Origin of the sequence: Rahnella sp. PD12R (genome assembly GCF_019200965.1) — a bacterium.
GTDB lineage: Bacteria > Pseudomonadota > Gammaproteobacteria > Enterobacterales > Enterobacteriaceae > Rahnella > Rahnella laticis.
In genome coordinates this window covers 139,170-157,779 of record NZ_JAHTMS010000011.1, presented here as the reverse complement: position 1 = coordinate 157,779, position 18,610 = coordinate 139,170, and the positions used below count along the sequence as shown (strand labels likewise).

Annotated in this window: 17 protein-coding genes; 8 read left to right on the top strand and 9 right to left on the bottom strand. The window is 55.5% G+C overall.

Going from position 1 to position 18,610, the window contains the following annotated elements; genetic code table 11:
* Positions 1-4: 4 nt before the first annotated feature.
* Genes KWG64_RS20430 through KWG64_RS20420 form a run of 3 tightly spaced genes read left to right on the top strand, consistent with a single transcriptional unit; the run spans position 5 to position 4,496 of the window.
* Positions 5-832 (top strand): ABC transporter permease, encoded by an 828-nt coding sequence (locus KWG64_RS20430; RefSeq protein ID WP_195823002.1) that lies wholly within the window; start codon positions 5-7, stop codon positions 830-832.
* Positions 829-2,472: an ABC transporter ATP-binding protein gene (locus KWG64_RS20425; RefSeq protein ID WP_218522974.1), complete on the top strand. Its 1,644-nt coding sequence runs from the start codon at positions 829-831 to the stop codon at positions 2,470-2,472. Before KWG64_RS20430 ends, KWG64_RS20425 begins: the two co-directional genes overlap by 4 nt.
* Positions 2,469-4,496, top strand: a complete 2,028-nt coding sequence (locus tag KWG64_RS20420) for a CocE/NonD family hydrolase (protein WP_218522973.1) — start codon at positions 2,469-2,471, stop codon at positions 4,494-4,496. Before KWG64_RS20425 ends, KWG64_RS20420 begins: the two co-directional genes overlap by 4 nt.
* A 316-nt stretch (positions 4,497-4,812) precedes the next feature.
* On the opposite strand, the gene KWG64_RS20415 is transcribed toward KWG64_RS20420, so the two are convergent.
* Positions 4,813-5,268 carry a helix-turn-helix domain-containing protein gene (locus tag KWG64_RS20415; RefSeq protein WP_218522972.1) on the bottom strand — a complete coding sequence of 152 codons (456 nt, stop codon included), beginning with the start codon at positions 5,266-5,268 and terminating at the stop codon, positions 4,813-4,815.
* Between the two features lie 114 nt (positions 5,269-5,382).
* Here KWG64_RS20415 and KWG64_RS20410 point away from each other — a divergent pair, with 114 nt between their 5' ends.
* Both KWG64_RS20410 and KWG64_RS20405 read left to right on the top strand, forming a co-directional pair.
* Positions 5,383-6,177: an SDR family oxidoreductase gene (locus tag KWG64_RS20410; protein ID WP_218522971.1), complete on the top strand. Its 795-nt coding sequence runs from the start codon at positions 5,383-5,385 to the stop codon at positions 6,175-6,177.
* Between the two features lie 92 nt (positions 6,178-6,269).
* Positions 6,270-6,959, top strand: coding sequence for a fumarylacetoacetate hydrolase family protein (locus KWG64_RS20405; RefSeq protein ID WP_218522970.1), 690 nt, complete (start codon positions 6,270-6,272; stop codon positions 6,957-6,959).
* A gap of 27 nt (positions 6,960-6,986) precedes the next feature.
* On the opposite strand, the gene KWG64_RS20400 is transcribed toward KWG64_RS20405, so the two are convergent.
* The 8 genes from KWG64_RS20400 to KWG64_RS20365 all read right to left on the bottom strand — a co-directional run bounded on the left by KWG64_RS20400 (position 6,987) and on the right by KWG64_RS20365 (position 16,859).
* On the bottom strand, positions 6,987-7,793 hold the full coding sequence (locus KWG64_RS20400) for a hypothetical protein (protein WP_218522969.1): 807 nt from the start codon (positions 7,791-7,793) through the stop codon (positions 6,987-6,989).
* Positions 7,793-7,990: a hypothetical protein gene (locus KWG64_RS20395; protein WP_195814531.1), complete on the bottom strand. Its 198-nt coding sequence runs from the start codon at positions 7,988-7,990 to the stop codon at positions 7,793-7,795. Before KWG64_RS20395 ends, KWG64_RS20400 begins: the two co-directional genes overlap by 1 nt.
* A 154-nt stretch (positions 7,991-8,144) precedes the next feature.
* Positions 8,145-9,626, bottom strand: a complete 1,482-nt coding sequence (gene ansP / locus KWG64_RS20390; protein ID WP_218522968.1) for an L-asparagine permease — start codon at positions 9,624-9,626, stop codon at positions 8,145-8,147.
* Positions 9,627-9,858: 232 nt separating this feature from the next.
* A complete protein-coding gene (gene bglG, locus KWG64_RS20385; protein ID WP_218522967.1) occupies positions 9,859-10,707 on the bottom strand; it encodes a transcriptional antiterminator BglG in 849 nt (282 codons plus the stop codon).
* Between the two features lie 166 nt (positions 10,708-10,873).
* Complete coding sequence (locus KWG64_RS20380; RefSeq protein WP_255562250.1) at positions 10,874-12,301, bottom strand: carbohydrate porin; 1,428 nt, start codon at positions 12,299-12,301, stop codon at positions 10,874-10,876.
* Positions 12,302-12,455: 154 nt separating this feature from the next.
* Positions 12,456-13,853, bottom strand: a complete 1,398-nt coding sequence (locus KWG64_RS20375) for a glycoside hydrolase family 1 protein (RefSeq protein ID WP_218522966.1) — start codon at positions 13,851-13,853, stop codon at positions 12,456-12,458.
* Positions 13,854-13,875: 22 nt separating this feature from the next.
* The gene (gene bglF / locus KWG64_RS20370) at positions 13,876-15,753 is read right to left on the bottom strand and encodes a PTS beta-glucoside transporter subunit IIABC (protein ID WP_218522965.1); all 1,878 of its coding nucleotides are present in this window, start codon (positions 15,751-15,753) and stop codon (positions 13,876-13,878) included.
* A 296-nt stretch (positions 15,754-16,049) separates the two neighbouring features.
* Positions 16,050-16,859 carry an SDR family NAD(P)-dependent oxidoreductase gene (locus KWG64_RS20365; RefSeq protein ID WP_218522964.1) on the bottom strand — a complete coding sequence of 270 codons (810 nt, stop codon included), beginning with the start codon at positions 16,857-16,859 and terminating at the stop codon, positions 16,050-16,052.
* 116 nt (positions 16,860-16,975) lie between these two features.
* Here KWG64_RS20365 and KWG64_RS20360 point away from each other — a divergent pair, with 116 nt between their 5' ends.
* From KWG64_RS20360 to KWG64_RS20350, 3 genes are all read left to right on the top strand, one after another.
* Positions 16,976-17,881 carry a LysR family transcriptional regulator gene (locus KWG64_RS20360; protein ID WP_218522963.1) on the top strand — a complete coding sequence of 302 codons (906 nt, stop codon included), beginning with the start codon at positions 16,976-16,978 and terminating at the stop codon, positions 17,879-17,881.
* Between the two features lie 178 nt (positions 17,882-18,059).
* Positions 18,060-18,230 carry an ash family protein gene (locus KWG64_RS20355; protein ID WP_255534032.1) on the top strand — a complete coding sequence of 57 codons (171 nt, stop codon included), beginning with the start codon at positions 18,060-18,062 and terminating at the stop codon, positions 18,228-18,230.
* 73 nt (positions 18,231-18,303) lie between these two features.
* On the top strand, positions 18,304-18,570 hold the full coding sequence (locus tag KWG64_RS20350; protein WP_195822991.1) for a helix-turn-helix transcriptional regulator: 267 nt from the start codon (positions 18,304-18,306) through the stop codon (positions 18,568-18,570).
* Positions 18,571-18,610 lie beyond the last annotated feature (40 nt).

Here is an 18,610-nt window from a genome sequence, read left to right as displayed (position 1 = left end):
CAGCATGAACCGGTATTTCATTAACATCCCGCTGTCGGCCTGGATTGGCATTGTGATTATTGCGGTGAATCTCTTCGCCGCCATTTTCGCGCCGTGGCTTGCGCCGCACAGCGAAACCGAACAGGTTGGCGATATCTGGCTGCTGCCATCTGCCGCCACGCCGTTTGGCACTGACAGCCTCGGGCGCGACATGCTTTCGCGCATTTTATTTGGCGCGCGCACGACAATTGCCATCGCCCTGACCATCACCTTCAGCTCGTTTATCATCGGCATCGTCACCGGTTTTACCGCCGCGATTTACGGCAAATGGGTGGATACCGTGCTTTCGCGCATTGTCGATACCGTGATGTCGATTCCGGTGCTGATTTTCGCGCTGATTGTATTGTCCGTAATGGGCACCTCGATTCCGGTTCTGGTGCTGACCATCGCCCTGCTCGACGCCACCCGCGTGTTCCGTCTGGCGCGGCTGGTGGCGCAGGCGATTGTCTGCCAGGAATATGTTGAAGCGGCGCGTCTGCGCGGCGAAGGCCTGCGCTGGGTGCTGTTCAGGGAAATTCTGCCAAACGCCCTGCCGCCGTTGCTTGCCGAATTCGGTATGCGTTTTTGCTTCACGTTCCTGTTCATCGCGGGCCTGAGTTTCTTAGGTTTAGGCATTCAGCCGCCGTACGCGGACTGGGGAAGCATGGTGCGTGATAACGCGCAGGCGATTAACTTCGGCCAGTTTGCGCCCCTTTATCCGGCGGCGGCGATTGCGCTGCTGACCATTGGCGTCAATCTGGTGGTTGACTGGCTGCTGGCACGTAACAGCCTGCCGCATGGAGATGAAGCATGACCCGGACAATTTTAGAAATGCGCAGCCTGCGCATCGAAACTCTCGACGGTTCTCCGCTGGTTCAGGACATTTCCCTGACGCTGGCGGCGGGCGAAGTGCTCGGGCTGATAGGCGAATCCGGTGCGGGGAAATCCACCATCGGGCTGGCGGCGCTGGGCTATGCGCGTCAGGGCTGCCGGATTGCGGGCGGTGAAGTGATACTGGACGGCACCGATATCGTTTCTCAGCCTTCACACGTTAAACGCGAATGGCGCGGCAAGCGCGTGGCGTATGTCGCACAAAGCGCCGCCGCCTCGTTTAACCCGGCGCTGACCATCGAAAAACAGGTTTGCGAAGGCCCGATCCGCCACGGTCTGATGAACAAAGAAGAAAGCCGCCAGTGGGCGATTTCGCTGTTCCGCTCACTGGATTTGCCGGATCCGGAAAACATCGGCAAGCGTTATCCGCATCAGCTTTCCGGCGGACAGCTTCAGCGCGCAATGGCCGCGATGGCGATGTCCTGTAAACCGGATTTGCTGATCATGGACGAACCGACCACGGCGCTGGACGTCACCACGCAAATTGAAGTGCTGGTGATGCTGCGCAAACTGGTGCGTGAATTTAACACCGCCGCGCTGTACATCACGCACGATCTGGCCGTTGTCGCGCAGCTCGCCGACCGCATTATGGTGCTGCGTCACGGCAAGGAAGTGGAAACCGGCAGCACGCAAACCATTCTGGAAAATCCGCAGCAGGATTACACCCGCAGGCTGGTCGCGGAACGTGAACACGCGCTGACGCCACTGACCGGCGGCCATGAATCTTCCGGCCAGCCGCTGCTGACCATGAAGAAACTCAGTACCGGTTATAACGGCAAACGCGTGGTACATGATGTCAGCCTGCAACTCCCGCGCGGCAAAACGCTGGCGATTATCGGTGAATCCGGCAGCGGAAAAAGTACGCTGGCGCGGGCGCTGGTGGGTCTGTTACCGGACACCGAAGGCTCGGTGGACTTCGACGGCATGGCGCTTTCGCACAATTACCAGAAGCGCAACAAAGAAACCCTGCGCCGGATGCAGATGATTTATCAGCTTCCTGACGTGGCGCTTAATCCGCGCCAGACGCTGCTGGATATCATTGGCCGTCCTCTGAGTTTCTATTTCGGGATGAACAAAAAGCAGGTTCGCGACCGCGTGGAAGAGTTGCTGCGCCTGACCGAGCTGCCGGTAAAGCTGATTGACCGTCGTCCCGGCGAACTCTCCGGCGGGCAGAAACAGCGCGTCTGTATCGCCCGCGCGCTGGCAGCGCAGCCGGAACTGATTATCTGTGACGAAGCCACCTCCGCGCTCGATCCGCTGGTGGCGGAAGAAGTGCTGAATTTACTGCGCCGTTTACAGGAACAGCTCGGGCTGTCATACCTGTTCATCACACACGATCTGGGCACCGTGAAACGCATCGCCCATCAGGTCGCGGTCATGTATCAGGGCCAGGTTGTCGCCAGCGGCGATACCGACGTGGTATTCAGCGCGCCAATGCACAGCTACACCGAAAAACTGCTGACATCCGTACCGGAAATGCGCACCAGCTGGCTGGACGACGTTCTCGCCCTGCGCGGCACCGCGCTTCCTGCGGCAGCCCTTTCTTCGACAGGAGTCTTATGACCACCAAACGCATCGTGACCGAATTCCCTCACGCCGTCACCGTGACCGAACATTTGTGGATCCCGCTGAGCGATGGCACGCGCCTCGCCGCCCGCCTCTGGCTGCCGGACGACGCTGCAAGCCAGCCGGTTCCGGCCATTCTCGAATACATCCCGTACCGCAAACGCGACGGAACCCGCACGCGTGACGAGCCGATGCACGGTTTCTTTGCCGGTCACGGTTACGCGGTAGTGCGCGTGGACATGCGCGGCAGCGGCGAATCCGACGGATTGCTGGCTGACGAATACCTGTTACAGGAACAGGACGACGCGCTGGAAGTCATCGAATGGATCACCCGGCAAAACTGGTGCAGCGGCAACGTCGGCATGATGGGCAAATCCTGGGGCGGATTTAACGGATTGCAGGTCGCCGCACGCCGTCCTGCCGCCCTGAAAGCCATTATTACCGTCTGTTCTACCGACGACCGCTACCGCGACGACATCCATTACAAAGGCGGCTGCCTGCTTAACGATAACCTCTGGTGGGGCGGCATTATGCTGGCGTACCAGAGCCGCCCTGCCGACCCGGCGCTGGTCGGCGAAAGCTGGTATGGCGACTGGCTTAACCGTCTGGAAAACATGCCGTTCTTCCCGGCGTTGTGGATGGAACATCCGCTGCGCGATGCATACTGGCAGCACGGTTCAGTGTGCGAAGACTGGTCAGCCATTGAATGCCCGGTGCTGGCGATTGGCGGCTGGGCGGATGCTTACAGCAATGCCGTTTTCCGCCTGATGGACAATTTGCAGGTTCCGCGCCGCGCTATCCTCGGCCCGTGGGCGCATATTTATCCGCAGGACGGCACGCCGGAACCGGCGATCGGTTTCCTGCAGGAAGCGGTTCGCTGGTGGGATCACTGGCTGAAGGGTGAACAAAACGGCGCGATGGAAGGCCCGATGATTCAGACCTGGTTGCAGGACAGCCAGCCGCCTTCGGCGATGCGTCCGGTCAGCAAAGGTGAATGGGTGGGGTTTGATCGCGGCACCGCGAGCAATATTAACTACATGCCCCGCTGGCTTTCGCGCGGCCAGCTGAATACTCAGCCGGACGCCAATGCAGGCGTCATCAATATCTGTACCCCGCAAAATCACGGGCTGATGGCCGGGGAATGGATGGGCGCAGGCGTGCCCGGTGAAATGCCGCCGGATCAGCGCGTTGACGACGGTATGGCGGAAATCTTTGACGGCGAACCGCTGGCCGAACCGCTGTCCATCTTCGGTTTTCCGGAATTCACGGTGGAGCTGAGCAGTGATAAACCGGCGGCGATGCTTTACGTGCGCCTTTCAGACGTTTCACCGGAAGGCGCGGTAAACCGCGTCACGCACGGCTGGCTGAATCTGGCGCATCTTCACGGCCACGATAAATCTGTACCGCTCGTACCGGGGCAAAAAGTCAAAGTACCGGTACAGCTGGATGGCATTGCTCACCGCTTTGCCGCCGGACATCGCCTGCGACTCTCGCTGGCAACCACGTTCTGGCCGATGATCTGGCCGATGGCTGAAGCCGCGACGCTGACGGTAGATCTGCACAGCGCACAACTGAGTTTGCCGGTTTGCGAACAGCCGGTATCCATTGATGGCCCGATCGCCGAACCGCAAAGCGCCCCGCTCACTCCGCAGACCGTGCTGTCGCCGGGACGCGTTGACCGCAACATCACTTATGATTTCCTGACTGACAGCTGGACCAGCGTAACCCACGGCGTCGGCGGCGTATTCGGTGAAGGGGTTTACCGTTTCGATGATATCGATACGACGGTCGATCACGGTTTACGCCGCGAGCTGACGGTCAGTAACAGTGACCCGCTTTCCGCGCGCTATCTGCTGACGCAAACCATGAAAATGGGGCGTGAAGGCTGGTGGATGGAGGCGGAAATAACGCTCGAGCTGCGCAGCGACCTGACCCACTTTATCGTCAGCGGCGACATGGTGGTGAGTCTGAACGGGGAGGAGGAGTTTACGAAGTACTGGCATGAGAGAATTGCGCGGTAGCGGTTGGGGTTGGGGTTGGCAATTCCAGGTCAAGGTCAAGACCGTGGGCGTCGGCCCACACCGACCAGAGGGAGAATAAACCTTCTCCCTCTGGACTCCCGCGTTTTTTTAAATAGGCGCTACCGCTGGGACGATGGACATGTTCCGTTGCTCCGGCGTGTGACGCGAAATCTTGCCGCTGCGCGGTTCCTTCCCCGGGGGTTCGAGCCACAGGTCTCGAACCCCCGGTCAGCAAAATTTCTGAGCGCGCCAGTGGACATTTCTTGGGGAACTCATCTGCAAAATTTCTGAGCGTACCAGTGGCTTTCTCAAAAAATTAATCAGTGTGGATTTGAGGGACTATCGCTGTAATTTCGTTATCTTCCAGTATTCGCCCGTCTTGTGCGCGCAGTTCGATTTTGCGCAGGGGCTGGCGGTTTTTGGTGTCGACCATCAGGGTGCAGGCTTCGCCTTCTTCGAACAGGTATTCACTTCCCCACTGTCCTAATGCGATCAGCACAGGGCGCAGCGCGTGGCCTTTTTCTGTCAGGATGTATTCCTGATACGCCGAACCGTCGGCGGCGGGTTCCACTTTCAGAATGCCTTCGGCTACCAGCGCTTTGAGGCGCGTGCTGAGGATGTTTTTCGCCGCGCCCAGGCTGCGCTGGAATTCGCTGAACCGCGAAACACCGTGCATCGCATCGCGGACAATCAGCAGAGTCCACCAGTCACCTATCAAATCCAGCGCGCGGCCTGCCGGGCATGGCGTGTTTTCCAGTCGGGTTCGTTTCATGGCACTTCCTGCTCAGGGCGGTTTACAAAATCTGGTTGCATTATAAAACCACCAGTGCTAAAAATCATCTGGTTTCATAATTAAACTACATTCACATTCCTGAGAGGTTCTGCCATGTCTGATTCAAAAGTTTCACACTCCGTCGCTTTAATCACCGGCGCATCCAGCGGTATCGGTGCGACTTATGCTGACCGTCTGGCGAAACGCGGTTATGACCTGATTCTGGTGGCGCGCGACGTTGCACGACTGGATGCCCTGGCAGAGCGTCTGCAACAGGAGTACCGCACAAACGTCACCGTTTTGCCTGCAGACCTGACCCGTTCTGAGGATCTGGTTCGCGTCGAAGATTTCATCCGCGCAAACCCGCAAATTACACTGCTGATCAACAACGCAGGGGCTTCCCTGAAAGGCGGCTTCGAGAACAGCGATGCCGATGCCATTGAAAATCTGATTACCCTGAACGTCACGTCTGTGGCCCGCCTTTCCCGCGTGGCGCTGGATGGCCTGCTGAAACACAAAGACGGCGCGATTATTAACATCGCCTCGGTGATGGCGCTGATGCCGGAAGCCCGCGCCGCGGTCTATTCCGCGACAAAAGCTTTCGTGCTGACCTTCAGCCAGACATTGCAGTTCGAACTGGAAGAACGCGGTTTGTACGTGCAGGCCGTCTTGCCCGCCGCAACGCGCACAGAAATCTGGGAACGCTCCGGCAAGAATATCGACGAAATTTCCGGCGTGATGGAAGTCGGCGAACTGGTTGATGCCGCACTGCTGGGCTTTGACCGCAAGGAAAAAATCACCATTCCACCGTTGCAGGATGAACAGCAATGGATTGATTTCGAAGCGCGCCGCAGCGTGATGGTGCCGGTGTTCAGCCAGTCACATCCGGCACCGCGTTACAAATCCTGACCGTCCGACATTGATCAGTAACAACAATTTACTGGTCAACCGGTGTCCGCTTTGCAAATATGAAAATACGTTAACTTTGTGAAGTGAATACGATGACCGAATTTGTAATTGCCGTACCCAAAACGCCTTCTCTGGCCGTTGAAGGCCAGAGTGCGCGTTTCCCTTTACGCCGCGTGTATTGCGTTGGCCGTAACTATTCTGAGCACGCCCGCGAAATGGGTCATGACCCTGACCGCGAGCCGCCATTCTTCTTTGCAAAACCGGCAGACGCGGTGATCCCGGCCATCGGCAATGTGCCCTATCCTACGCTGACCGAAGATTTGCATTATGAAGTGGAGCTGGTGGTGGCGCTGGCAAAAGGCGGGAAAAATATTGCAGCCGAAGACGCGCTTTCTCACGTCTGGGGCTATTCCGTGGGCGTGGATTTAACCCGTCGTGATATTCAGGCTCAGGCGAAAAAACTGGGCCGTCCGTGGGATTTCGCCAAAGGTTTTGATGATTCCGCACCGGCGAACCCGCTGCTGCCGGTCAGCCAGACCGGACATCCTGCCGCCGGCAAAATCTGGCTGGATGTGAACGGCGAAAAACGTCAGCGCGGCGATTTAAGTGATCAAATCTGGCAGGTCGCGGATGTGATCAGTTATCTGTCACAGGCCGTTGAGCTTAAACCCGGCGACCTGATTTACACCGGTACACCTGCGGGCGTCGGCCCGGTCGTGCGCGGTGATGTGATCACCGGCGGGATCGAAGGGCTGAGCGAATTCCGCTTTACTATCGTTTAAGCGTTAATCCTGCTGCGACGCCTGATTTCAGGCGTCCTTTTCTCCCACCTTTCTTTCTGCCTCTTCCGTAACGATCGGGATCAGCTTCTCAAATGCACAGGCGCTCGACGGGTCAAACAGTGACAATGTTTCTATCTGGCTGAGCAAAATCACCTTCCTGAAATTCAGCGCATTCACCGGTTTCGAAACAGGCGTCACGCCATGTTCCTGATAATACCGGGCGTAGTTATGCTCAACGCGCAGCTCCAGAGTGTCTTTGTCGCGGTAACCGCTGACCATCGGGATCACCACGACGTTATCTGACGATGAGGTTTCACAGCGCGCCGTGTGTACCATTCCGATATACACTCGCCGTGACTGGAGCGTAATAAACACCATATCGCCCTGTTCCATGCACTGGTACAAAAGGCCTTCAACGCCGTTGGCGCGGGTAAGCTGTTTGTACAACTGCTTACGCCCGGCGGTATTGAGCCGCAATCCCGGCGACCAGGTAGTGCGCACCAGACAAAGCATTACCGAAATGCCGAGCATGATGACAACCGGGGCCTGGATCCCTAAGAAACTCCAGTTGATAAAATCGCGGTGGTAATGAACGTTCTGATGCGCATAAACCGTGGCCGGAATGGCGTTCACGATTTCTGAAATTCCCCACAGAGCCATATAACCCAGCGCAATCATCAGCACGCCTTGCAGGACGAAAATGCAGCCGTAGAGCGCCACCAGAAAATAGACATCCCAGCCAAATGTCCTTTTGAGTTTGAAACGTGATGAGATGTCGCGGGTGGTGTACCAGTAACCGCAGACCATTAACACCATGAAGACCGCCGTCGCCATTACAGCACGCTCATGCGTTTGACGTGCCGGGCGAAATCTTCCTGCATCTCCTGATTCGCCGGATTAACCGAGGCAGTTCCGTTTTCATCAATCAGAATACGCTCGCCCTCCTCCAGCGTATTTTCAATATCCTTCGCACTGAACAGCCCGAGAAATTGCTCGGGGCTGGAAAAAATTTGAAGCAGATTCTTCAGCATAGGTTTCTCTCACAGCAAAAGAACAAGCCTAGTCAACGGAGGGCAATGCGGTGAAAAATCAGGGGAGTTTAGGAATGTTTACTTTCTGAAAGGCAAAAAAAAGGCCGCCCCGCGGGACGACCTTCTTTCTTTCATGGCAAACGTTCTGCCGGGTTTACTTCAATTCCACGCTTTCGTGATGCGCTTCTTCGTGCGCAGCCTGTTCGGCATGCACTTCCGCCGCGCGCTTACGCAAACCAATCCAGCCCAGAACCAGCAGAATAATCAGCACCGGAATGGTGGAAACCGTGAAGGTGCCGTTCGGGTAATCAAACGCCATCAGAATCAGCACACCCGCCAGGAATGCCAGCGTCAGCCATGAAGTAAACGGCGCCCACGGCATTTTGAAGGAGACGTCTTTCGCACGTCCTTCTTTGATGGCGGTACGCAGTTTCATCTGGCACACAATGATGAACGCCCATGAGCTGAGGATGCCCAGTGACGCGATGTTCAGAACGATCTCAAAGACCTGCGAAGGCACGTAATAGTTGAGGATGACGCCTATTACGTAAATACCGACGGTCACCAGAATGCCCGCGTAAGGCACCTGCTGTGCGCTCATCTTCGACATAAATTTCGGCGCGGAACCGCCCATCGACAGCGAACGCAGAATACGACCGGTGGAATACAGGCCGGAGTTCAGGCTCGACAGCGCGGCGGTCAGCACCACGATATTCATGATGGTCCCGATGTACGGTACGCCGAGCTTGCTGAAGAAGGTCACGAACGGGCTCTGGCCCGCCTGATATGCATTCCACGGCAGCAGCAGAACCAGCAGCACCACAGAGCCGACGTAGAATAAAGCAATACGCCAGATCACGCTGTTGATGGCTTTCGGCAGCACTTTTTCAGGATCTTTCGTTTCGCCCGCTGCGGTACCGACCAGTTCGATAGCCGCAAAGGCGAAGACCACGCCCTGCACTAAGACCAGCGCCGGTAACAGACCGTGCGGGAAGATACCGCCGTTGTCGGTGATCAGGTGCAGACCGGTGGTATTGCCGTCGAGCTGTTTGCCGGTGCCGAGGAACACCACGCCGACCACCAGGAAGATCGCGATAGCCGCGACTTTGATCAGCGCAAACCAGAATTCCATTTCAGCGAACCACTTCACGCCGATCATGTTCATGGTCGCCACAATCGCCAGCGCACCGAGGGCAAACATCCATTGCGGGACATCACCGAAGGTTCCCCAGTAGTGCATGTACAGAGCCACTGCGGTGATATCGACAATGCCGGTCATCGCCCAGTTCAGGAAGTACATCCAGCCCGCCACGTAGGAGGCCTTTTCGCCCAGAAACTCACGGGCATAGGACACGAAGCTGCCGCTGGTCGGACGGTGTAAAACCAGTTCACCCAGTGCGCGCAGAATAAAGAATGAGAAAATACCACATACCGCATACACGATAGCCAGCGCCGGGCCTGCCATCTGTAAACGCGCACCCGCACCGAGGAATAAACCGGTACCGATAGAGCCACCAATAGCAATCATCTGAACCTGACGATTGCCCATGCTCTTGTGATAACCGCTTTCGTGCGAATCCAGCCAGCGCCGTTTTGCGGCGTGTTTTGCCTCTGCCGATTTCTTATGAGACTTCATTATGACTTGTTCTCCAAAATAACCTTCACCTGACGCCGGTGCTGCAAGCAAACGATTGCAAGCCACGACGTTTACGTGGTTAACCCACTGTAGTTTTTTTAGCCGGAACTGTTTTTGATGCAATAACGGCGAAGGATGCTACCTGTTCTCATTAACCGAGGCAAAAAAAACCGTACTTAAAAATTGTGATAAGACATAATTCGCGGCGTGAATTGCGCATGCAATGACGGTTTTATGCATGATCTTGCGGTTTGCTCTCTTTGCGCACCCGCTCAATATTGATCGACAGGTACATGATCTCTTCCGTCGTCAGCCCGCGCTGGTACTGCGCCGCCAGATAGTCCCCGATCTTTTCCGCACACTGCCACGCCTGCGGGTAATTTTCTTTTACCGCCACATGCAGCGTCATATCATCATCGGCGACCACGGTCCGGTTCAGCATCCGCTGGGCGAAGAATTTCAGGTGGGTAACGAACCGCTGATAGCTCAGCGACTCTTCGTCATATTCCAGACGCAGCTGGTATTTCACCAGATTGAGGATTTCCTGCATCACACGGGTAATGCGCGCCACTTCCGGCATTTCGCCGTTCAGTTGCGCATTGACCAGATGCAGGGCAATAAAACCGGCTTCATCCACCGGCAGCCGCACGCCCAGACGCGTATCGATAATGTCCAGCGCTTCCACGCCCAGCGCATACTCTTTCGGATACAGACGGCGCGTTTCCCACAACAGCGCATTGCTGATGGGCACACCTTTTTTCTGCCGTTCAATGGCAAAGTTGCAGTGATCGGTCAGCGCGATATACAGATTTTCCTGCAACTTTCCCAGCCGGGTTCGTGCCAGCGAAATGATCTGGTCGCAGGTCGTCATCACTTCCATCGGAATATGCGAGAGCAGTTCCGTCAGATGTGCGACCAGTTCGTCGTTTTGTAAGGCGAAGATTTTCTCGATTTTGCTGTCATCAAGTTCATCTCCCGTTTTTTTCATAAACGCCAGACCACGGCCCATGACGACCTGTTCCCGCTGCTGATCGTTGACGACAACCACCACGTTATTATTTAAAATTTTGGCGATTTTCATTGTGATTCCCTGAAAAGAAAAACCCGATCGTCAGTGAAGAAGATCAGGTTTTGTCTGCCGCAGCATTGCGTATCTGCCTGATAATTCTAGCAGGTTAGATTAGCCACTCAATGCACATTACTGAAAAAGCGTGATAACGATCCCGGCTCTCCGGCCATGCCCGCACTCAGAAAGTGACAATGGCTTTCAGCCCCGTCACCCAGGCGTCCTGCGTTTCTTTCACGCCACCCGGACGGTACCAGTATTGCAAATCAGGTTGCAGGATAAGCCACGAACGCACTTTGATCTGGTAATACAAATCGGCATTAACCGAATGTCCGGACAGCGGCGTGTACAACGGATTGCCGTAATCATCCACCTGATAGATGGCGTTCCGGTTTTCCTGATTCTGCCGGTAGTGGTCGCTCATTTTAATGTACGTCATACCAAAACCCAGCCAGTCGTCAGGGCGCGCATCGAACAGACCGCGATAACGCATGGAAGCCGCCTGCGTGTAATGCATGGTGTTGCTGCGCGGATCGGCGAGACCGAGACTGTATGACACGCTCATGCCGCGGTTCGGATCATCGCCACGCTGCGTCACCTGCTGGTTGAAACCGGTGTACATAAACCAGGTGCTGCTGTGGGAACGATAACCTTCCGGGTCGCTGGCGCCGACGCTTTGCGTTTTCCCCTCTGAAAGATCCTTCTGCGGCGAGTTGGTGTAAAGCAGCCCGAAGTTATAAATGCCCGGCAAACCGTTGACCTTGGTTTTCAGCTCGGCTTCCATCGGCAGCAAAATTCCGCGCGCGCCTTTCAGCGAACCGCTCCAGGCGTATTTTCTATCTGACGCGTCCGGGTTTTGTTCCATGATGCCGGTTTTCAGCGTCAGGCCATCCGTCAGTTTGTACTGGAACGTGGTGCCCCAGTAATGTTTGTTCCAGTTGTACCAGGTCATCGAGTTGGCCGATTTACCGCCGCACTGACTGAGCAGCTGGAAATCACACGGGATAATCTGGTCGAAATCCTGATTCTTATTCATCATACCGATGCGCCAGTGCAGCTTCCGGTCGTCAAAACTGCGGCCAAAAGTCAGCCAGCCCAGACGCGTAATCGACTGCCCTCCCCAGCTTTCCTGCGCGATATCGTTAAAACCCACGCGCGGATCCTGCGTACGTTCGGACGTCAGGTTGTCATCATGGTTACGGTTAACAATGTTCCCTTCAATCGCCGCATCCGGAATGCCGGTGTACATTTCCAGATCCTGCGTAAACGTCAGCGAGAACTGGTCGATGTACGCCAGTTTTTTGTCGTGGTTATAACCGCCGCCCGCGTTGTAGGAGGATTCACTCAGATAACCGAGCTGATAATGGAAACCGTGATCTTCAAGAATGGGTCGGATCCCCAGCATATCGCCGAGCATCCCTTCGCCGGGTGCCTCAAAACCGAGCACGGTTCCGTTCCAGTCGCTGGCGGCCAGTGCCGGTTGAATCCCTGCGCCCGCAAGACAAACGGCCAGCGCGAGATATTTATGATATGAACGAACTGCGGGTCGTATTTTATACCCGGTATTATTGTGTGCAGGTAATACAGTAGTCTGAGAAAATTTCATCATTACATTCCCTTCGAATTATTGATTATCTTTTTATTGTTATTCGAATTCCTTCCCACAGGCACAGATTGCCCTGCGGGTGAAATTTCGCATTATTAAATGAAGTTCGGTATGAAGTGGCCTGCTCATTCAGGCCACCGGATTACAGTTTGTTTATTTACGCTTTTAAGGAGGCACCGTGCGTTTTAATCACGTCGGCATACCAGAAGAAGCTTTTCTTGCGGCGGCGTTCCAGCGTGCCATTGCCCTGATCGTCGCGGTCGACATAGATATAACCGTAGCGTTTGGAGAATTCGGCTTTCGATGCGCTGACCAGGTCGATAGGCCCCCAGCTGGTGTAGCCCATGACTTCCACGCCGTCTTCAATGGCTTCGCGAACCTGCACCAGATGGTCATTGATATACTCAATGCGGTAATCGTCATTAATACTGCCGTCCGCTTCGACTTTATCGCGGGCACCCAGACCATTCTCAACAATAAATAACGGCTTCTGGTAGCGGTCATATAATTCATTCATTAAGAACCGCAAACCTTCCGGATCAATCTGCCAGCCCCATTCGGAACTTTTCAGATGCGGATTCGGCACCATATTTAATATATTGGCACGTGCTTTAATATTTTGTTCTGCATCCGTGGTGACACAACCGGTCATGTAATAACTGAAGGAAATAAAGTCGACCGTTTCTTTCAGCGCTATTTTGTCTTCAGCAGTAATGTTAATTTCCATACCGCGATCTTTAAAGAAACGTTTCATATACGCCGGATACGCGCCACGTACCTGAACGTCGCCGAAGAATAACCAGTCGCGGTTTTGTTGCAGCGTTTCCATCATATCAGCCGGTTTGCAGGTCAGCGGATAGAGCATTCCGCCCAGCAGCATGTTACCGATTTTGCCGTCAGGAATGATGTCATGACAGGCTTTCACCGCTTTGGCACTCGCCACCAGCTGATGATGAATGGCCTGATAAATCGCCTGTTTACTGCTGCCTTCCGGCAATCCGACGCCGGTAAACGGCGCGTGCAGCGACATGTTGATTTCGTTGAACGTCAGCCAGTGTTTCACTTTATCTTTGTAACGCGTGAACACGGTGCGGGCGTAATTTTCGAAGAAACCGATGGTATCCCGGCTGCCCCAGCCGCCGTGTTTTTTCACGATGCCGTAAGGCATTTCGTAATGGGAAAGCGTCACCAGCGGCGTGATGCCGTATTTCGCCATTTCATCAAACAGGCGGTCATAGAATGCCAGACCGGCTTCGTTCGGGTGAAGCTCGTCGCCTTCCGGGAAAATACGCGTCCAGGCAATAGACGTACGCAGTACGGTGAAGCCCATTTCCGCGAACAGTTTCATGTCTTCCGGATAACGATGGTAAAAATCAATCGCCACATCTTTGATGCCGAAATCGCCTTCCACGCGCTCCTGCACCGGGCCGAAAACGCCCTGCGGTTGCAGGTCAGAGGTGGACAATCCTTTACCGTCGGTCAGGTACGCGCCTTCAACCTGATTAGCTGCGACTGCGCCGCCCCATAAGAATTCCTTCGGGAATTGCTTGCTCATGTGAACCTCCTGGTTCTGACTGTTATCGTAAAAGAGTAAGTAATAAAGCTTGTTCGCCGACGTCCTGACCGGTGCTGGCCGGAATGACGTCGAGATAATCGTCGCTGTTGGTGATAAGCACCGGCGTCGTCAGGTCGTAACCCGCTTCGGAAATGCCCGGGATATCGAACTCCAGCAGCAAATCGCCCTGCTTCACGACGGTGTCTACTGCCACGTGCGGCGTGAAGAATTTGCCGTCAAGCTTCACGGTATCGATACCGACGTGGATCAGGATTTCCGCGCCGTCTTCTGATTCAATTCCGATGGCGTGATGGGTTTTGAACAGGGAAACCACGGTGCCGTTGACCGGCGACACAACACGGCCCGCGGACGGAATAATCGCCACACCTTTACCCAGCAAGCCGCTGGCAAATGTCGGATCTTTCACGTCTTCAAGCGCCACGCAGGCACCGGCAATCGGGCTGGTCACCAGGGTTTTGCCACGCGGTGCCTGAACGGAAGCCGTCGCGACGGTATCGGCCGTTTCACCCGCTTTCACTTCTTCATTCATACCGAAGAAGAACGTTGCCAGAGCGGCAAAAGCGAGGGCAAAGACGGTGCCGGCAATTGCGGCGGTAACCGTCTGGTCGAAACCCGTTGGTGGGATGATCTGCGTGAAAGTGAAGATGTTAGCGAAGCCGAACGAGTACGCGGTGGTCTGGAAATAACCGAGGATTGCCGCGCCCAGCGCGCCGCCGACGCAGCCGAAAATAAACGGACGGCGGCGTGGCAGGTTAATGCCGTAAACCGCCGGTTCTGTGATACCAAAAATCCCGGCGCTGACTGCGGAACCCGCCAGTGCTTTGGTACGCGCGTCTTTGGCACGCAACATCACGCCGATAACAGCGCCAACCTGCCCCATGACCGCCGGCAACAGCAGCGGCAGCATGGTGTCGTGGCCGAGAATACTGAAGTTGTTGATCATCAGCGGCACCAGCCCCCAGTGCAGGCCGAAGATCACGCAAACCTGCCACAGGCCGCCCATAAAGGCACCCGCGATGGCCGGGCTGATGTGATAGATAAACTGATAGCCGTTAGCAAGTTGCTGACTGGCCCAGGTCGCGACCGGTCCGATAAGCAGGAAGGTCAGCGGAACTATCACCATCAGGCAGATAAGCGGCGTAATGAAATTGCGCAGGGAACCCGGCAGCAGTTTCATCAGGCGTTTTTCCATCCAGCTGGAGGCCCACGCGGCGAGGATCACCGGAATAACCGATGAGGCGTAATTGATGAATACCAGCGGTATGCCAAAGAAATGTTCAGACGGCACGCCCGGCTGCTGAGCGTTGAACGCCGCCGTCATCAGCGGATGCACCATCGCACCGCCAATCATCATCGTCACGAACGGATTGCCGCCGAATTTTTTACCGGCGGTGAAGCCTATCACCAGCGGGAAGAAATAAAACATGGCGTCGCTGGCGGCGAACCAGACTTTATATGTGCCGCTTTCCGGATTCAGCCAGCCGCAGGCCAGCGCCAGGGACAGAAACCCTTTCAGGATCCCTGACGCGGCCATGATGCCGATAAACGGGGTAAAAATACCGGAAATGACGTCAATGGCGCGGGCGAACAGATTGCCTTTATCTTGCCCCTCTTCGTCATCGCCGCTTTCCGAAAGTGCGCTGCCGCGCACCAGCGCGTCATAGACCGCGCCGACGTGGTTGCCGATCACGACCTGAAACTGGCCGCCGCTTTCCACCACCATAATGACGCCGGGGTTCTTTTTTAATCCTTCGGCATCCGCTTTACTGATGTTTTTAAGCTTGAACCGTAAACGGGTAGCGCAATGCACCACGCTGTTCACGTTTTCCTTTCCGCCCACTCCGCGGAGAATTTCGTCGGCTAATGTTTTGTATTCCATGGTGTTATCTCATCAGAGTAATGGCGTCGTGCACGACATTGCCGTTGTATTTCAAAGGGGCGGCCGGCCCCTGAATTCAGGCCAAAAAAAAACCTAAACGTCCGGTCTCTTCGCGACATGCGAAGAAACGAGAAGTTTAGGTTTTGCCTGTCAGACAGTAACAATCCTGCTTTCTGATCCGGATTCTCTGGCGAATCGTTGACAGAAACAAGTCGTAATATCAGCCGTGTGACGAAACTGTGATCGGCTTCAGACTTTGTGCTGAGGGAGGCTCGTCCCTGAGCATCTCCGGCAAACTAGCGCAGACCGGCGATGGTGAATCCGCCGTCCACCAGCAGATTTTGCCCGGTGACAAACCGCGCTTCGTCGCTGCACAGCCACGCAACAACGTCGCCCACGTCGTCGGATTCGCCCACGCGCCCTGCCGGCGTCAGGTGAACAAACGGCCTGAGCATCTCTTCATTCGCGCCCATTCGTCGTGCCATCGGCGTATCGATAATGCCCGGATTTACGTTGTTGATACGGATTTTATGCGCGCCGGTTTCCAGCGCAATGGCGCGGATCATGGCATCCAGACCGCCCTTGCTGGCGGAATAAGCCGCAGACCCGAAACTCGCGCCGTGCGCCAGCCACGAAGACGTATTCACAATCGCGCCGCCGCGACCTGCGGCTACCATCGCCTCCAGCTCATATTTCACTGACAGCCAGACGCCTTTCAGATTGATGGCGATCACGCGGTCGAATTCGGCTTCCGTCATCTCGCTGACCGGCGCAAAACCCTCGACACCGGCATTATTAAACGCCGCGTCCAGACGCCCGAAATGCGCCAGCGTTTCCGCAATCAGGTGCTGAACCTGCGCGCTGTCTGAAACATCCGCCGGCACCGCCAGCGCGTCGCCGCCCTGTTCATGGATCAGCGCCACGGTGTGCAGAAGTTCCGCTTCACGACGCCCGGCAACCACCACTTTTGCGCCGTCGCGCGCGAAAGCCAGCGCCGCGGCACGACCAATTCCGCTGCCTCCGCCAGTGACCAGCGCCACGCGGTTATGCAGACGAAGGGGCTGATTTTGAAGATGTGATCCCTGAAGATACGATTGTTGTGACATAGAAACCTCTGAGGAAATGTGTTGACCAGAACCTGACTATAAGAGGATTAATTGTTGTGGATAAGCCGTCTTATATCGCATGATTTACTGGTTCATATTCATCAATAGGAAACGAAATGCGGACTAACGAACTGGGTGAGCTGACCGCCTTTGTCGCCGTGGCAGAAGAAAAAAGCTTCCGTAAGGCGGCGGCGCGGCTGAATTTAACTGCATCCACCCTGAGCCACTCTTTGCGCGCGCTGGAAGAACGGCTGGGCGTCAGGCTGCTGAACCGCACCACGCGCACCGTTTCGCCGACTGAAGCGGGGATTGCGCTGCTGGCCGAAATTGCGCCCGCGTTTGCGGCAATTGCCGGTGCGGTTGAGAAAGTGAATACCTTCAGGGAAACCCCGCAAGGCACGGTGCGCATCAATACGCCGCGCATTGCGGCAGATCTCGTTTTTATGCCGCAGTTTAAGCAATTTAGTCAGGATTTCCCGGATATCCGGCTGGAACTGGCCACCAACGACGGTTTCGTGGATATCGTCAGTGAAGGGTTTGACGCCGGAGTGCGTATCCGCGGCGACGTTCAGCAGGATATGAGTGCGGTTCGCCTGACGCCCGATTTTCATTCAGCGGTTTACGGCTCGCCTGAATATTTCACGCGGCATCCGGAACCGCTCTCACCCGCCGATTTGCAACATCACGCCTGCATCGGGCGACGGGAAATTACCGGCGGTGCGCTGTATCGCTGGGAATTTGAAAAAGAAGGTAAACAGATTGCGGTACCGGTCAGCGGCCCGCTGATTGTTGACAGCGTAACAATGATGACGCGCATCGCTCTCGACGGCATCGGGCTGGTCTACACCGCCCGCAGCCCGGAACATGACGCGCTGGTCGCGCAGGGTTTGCTTATCCGCGTGCTCGAAGACTGGTCGGTCACGTTTCCCGGTTTCTTTCTCTATTATCCCGGTCACCGCCAGCTTTCTGCGGCGTTAAAAGCCGTGATTAAGAGCTTCCGTTTACCGTTGCGGGATCACTAATCTGCTCATTTAACGTCAAGAATTTAAAGGCACTCCTAATGCGGTGTTGGTACACGTAAGCCGTTACGTTATAATTCCCCTGTTACGGCAAAATCCGTAACCAGGATTCTCAACCTGAATGTTTACTGGCGACATGGAGTGCGTAACTGCATTTCACGTTTGAGTCTGCGCATGCCTATTGCCTGTACAAACAACAAGCAATATCTCAATGGTGGCTCAGGCGGGGCTGACTTCGGTCAGGCCGGTATCCAGTAGAACCGGTGTTGAGAACCCCGTCAGGGCTACCACCAGTGAGATTCTCAACTCCGGTGGTCGCTGTAACATCAAACTACTGGACAATGAACCATGAACGACAAGCCAAGGCAGGCATTACTTCCTCCCCCTCTGTTGGTTTATGCTCCCGTTTCTTACGGAGAGAGCATATGAAGAACACCCGTGAAGACTGGCATCCCGCCGATATTATCGCTGCAATTCGCAAAAAAGGCTCAACGCTGACGGCACTCTCGCGTGATTCAGGACTGGGCGCATCAACCCTGTCCAATACGCTGTCGCGACGCTGGCCCAAAGGTGAGTTGATTATTGCGGCAATGATCGGCGTTCCGGCGTGGGAAATCTGGCCAAGCCGTTATTACAATGCCAACGGGGAGTTGGTTGTTCCTAAATTGCGGAGCCCTAAAGCGGAGAGTTAATCCGTGACAGCGGTGAGAGCCTGGCTTTCACCGCATTTTG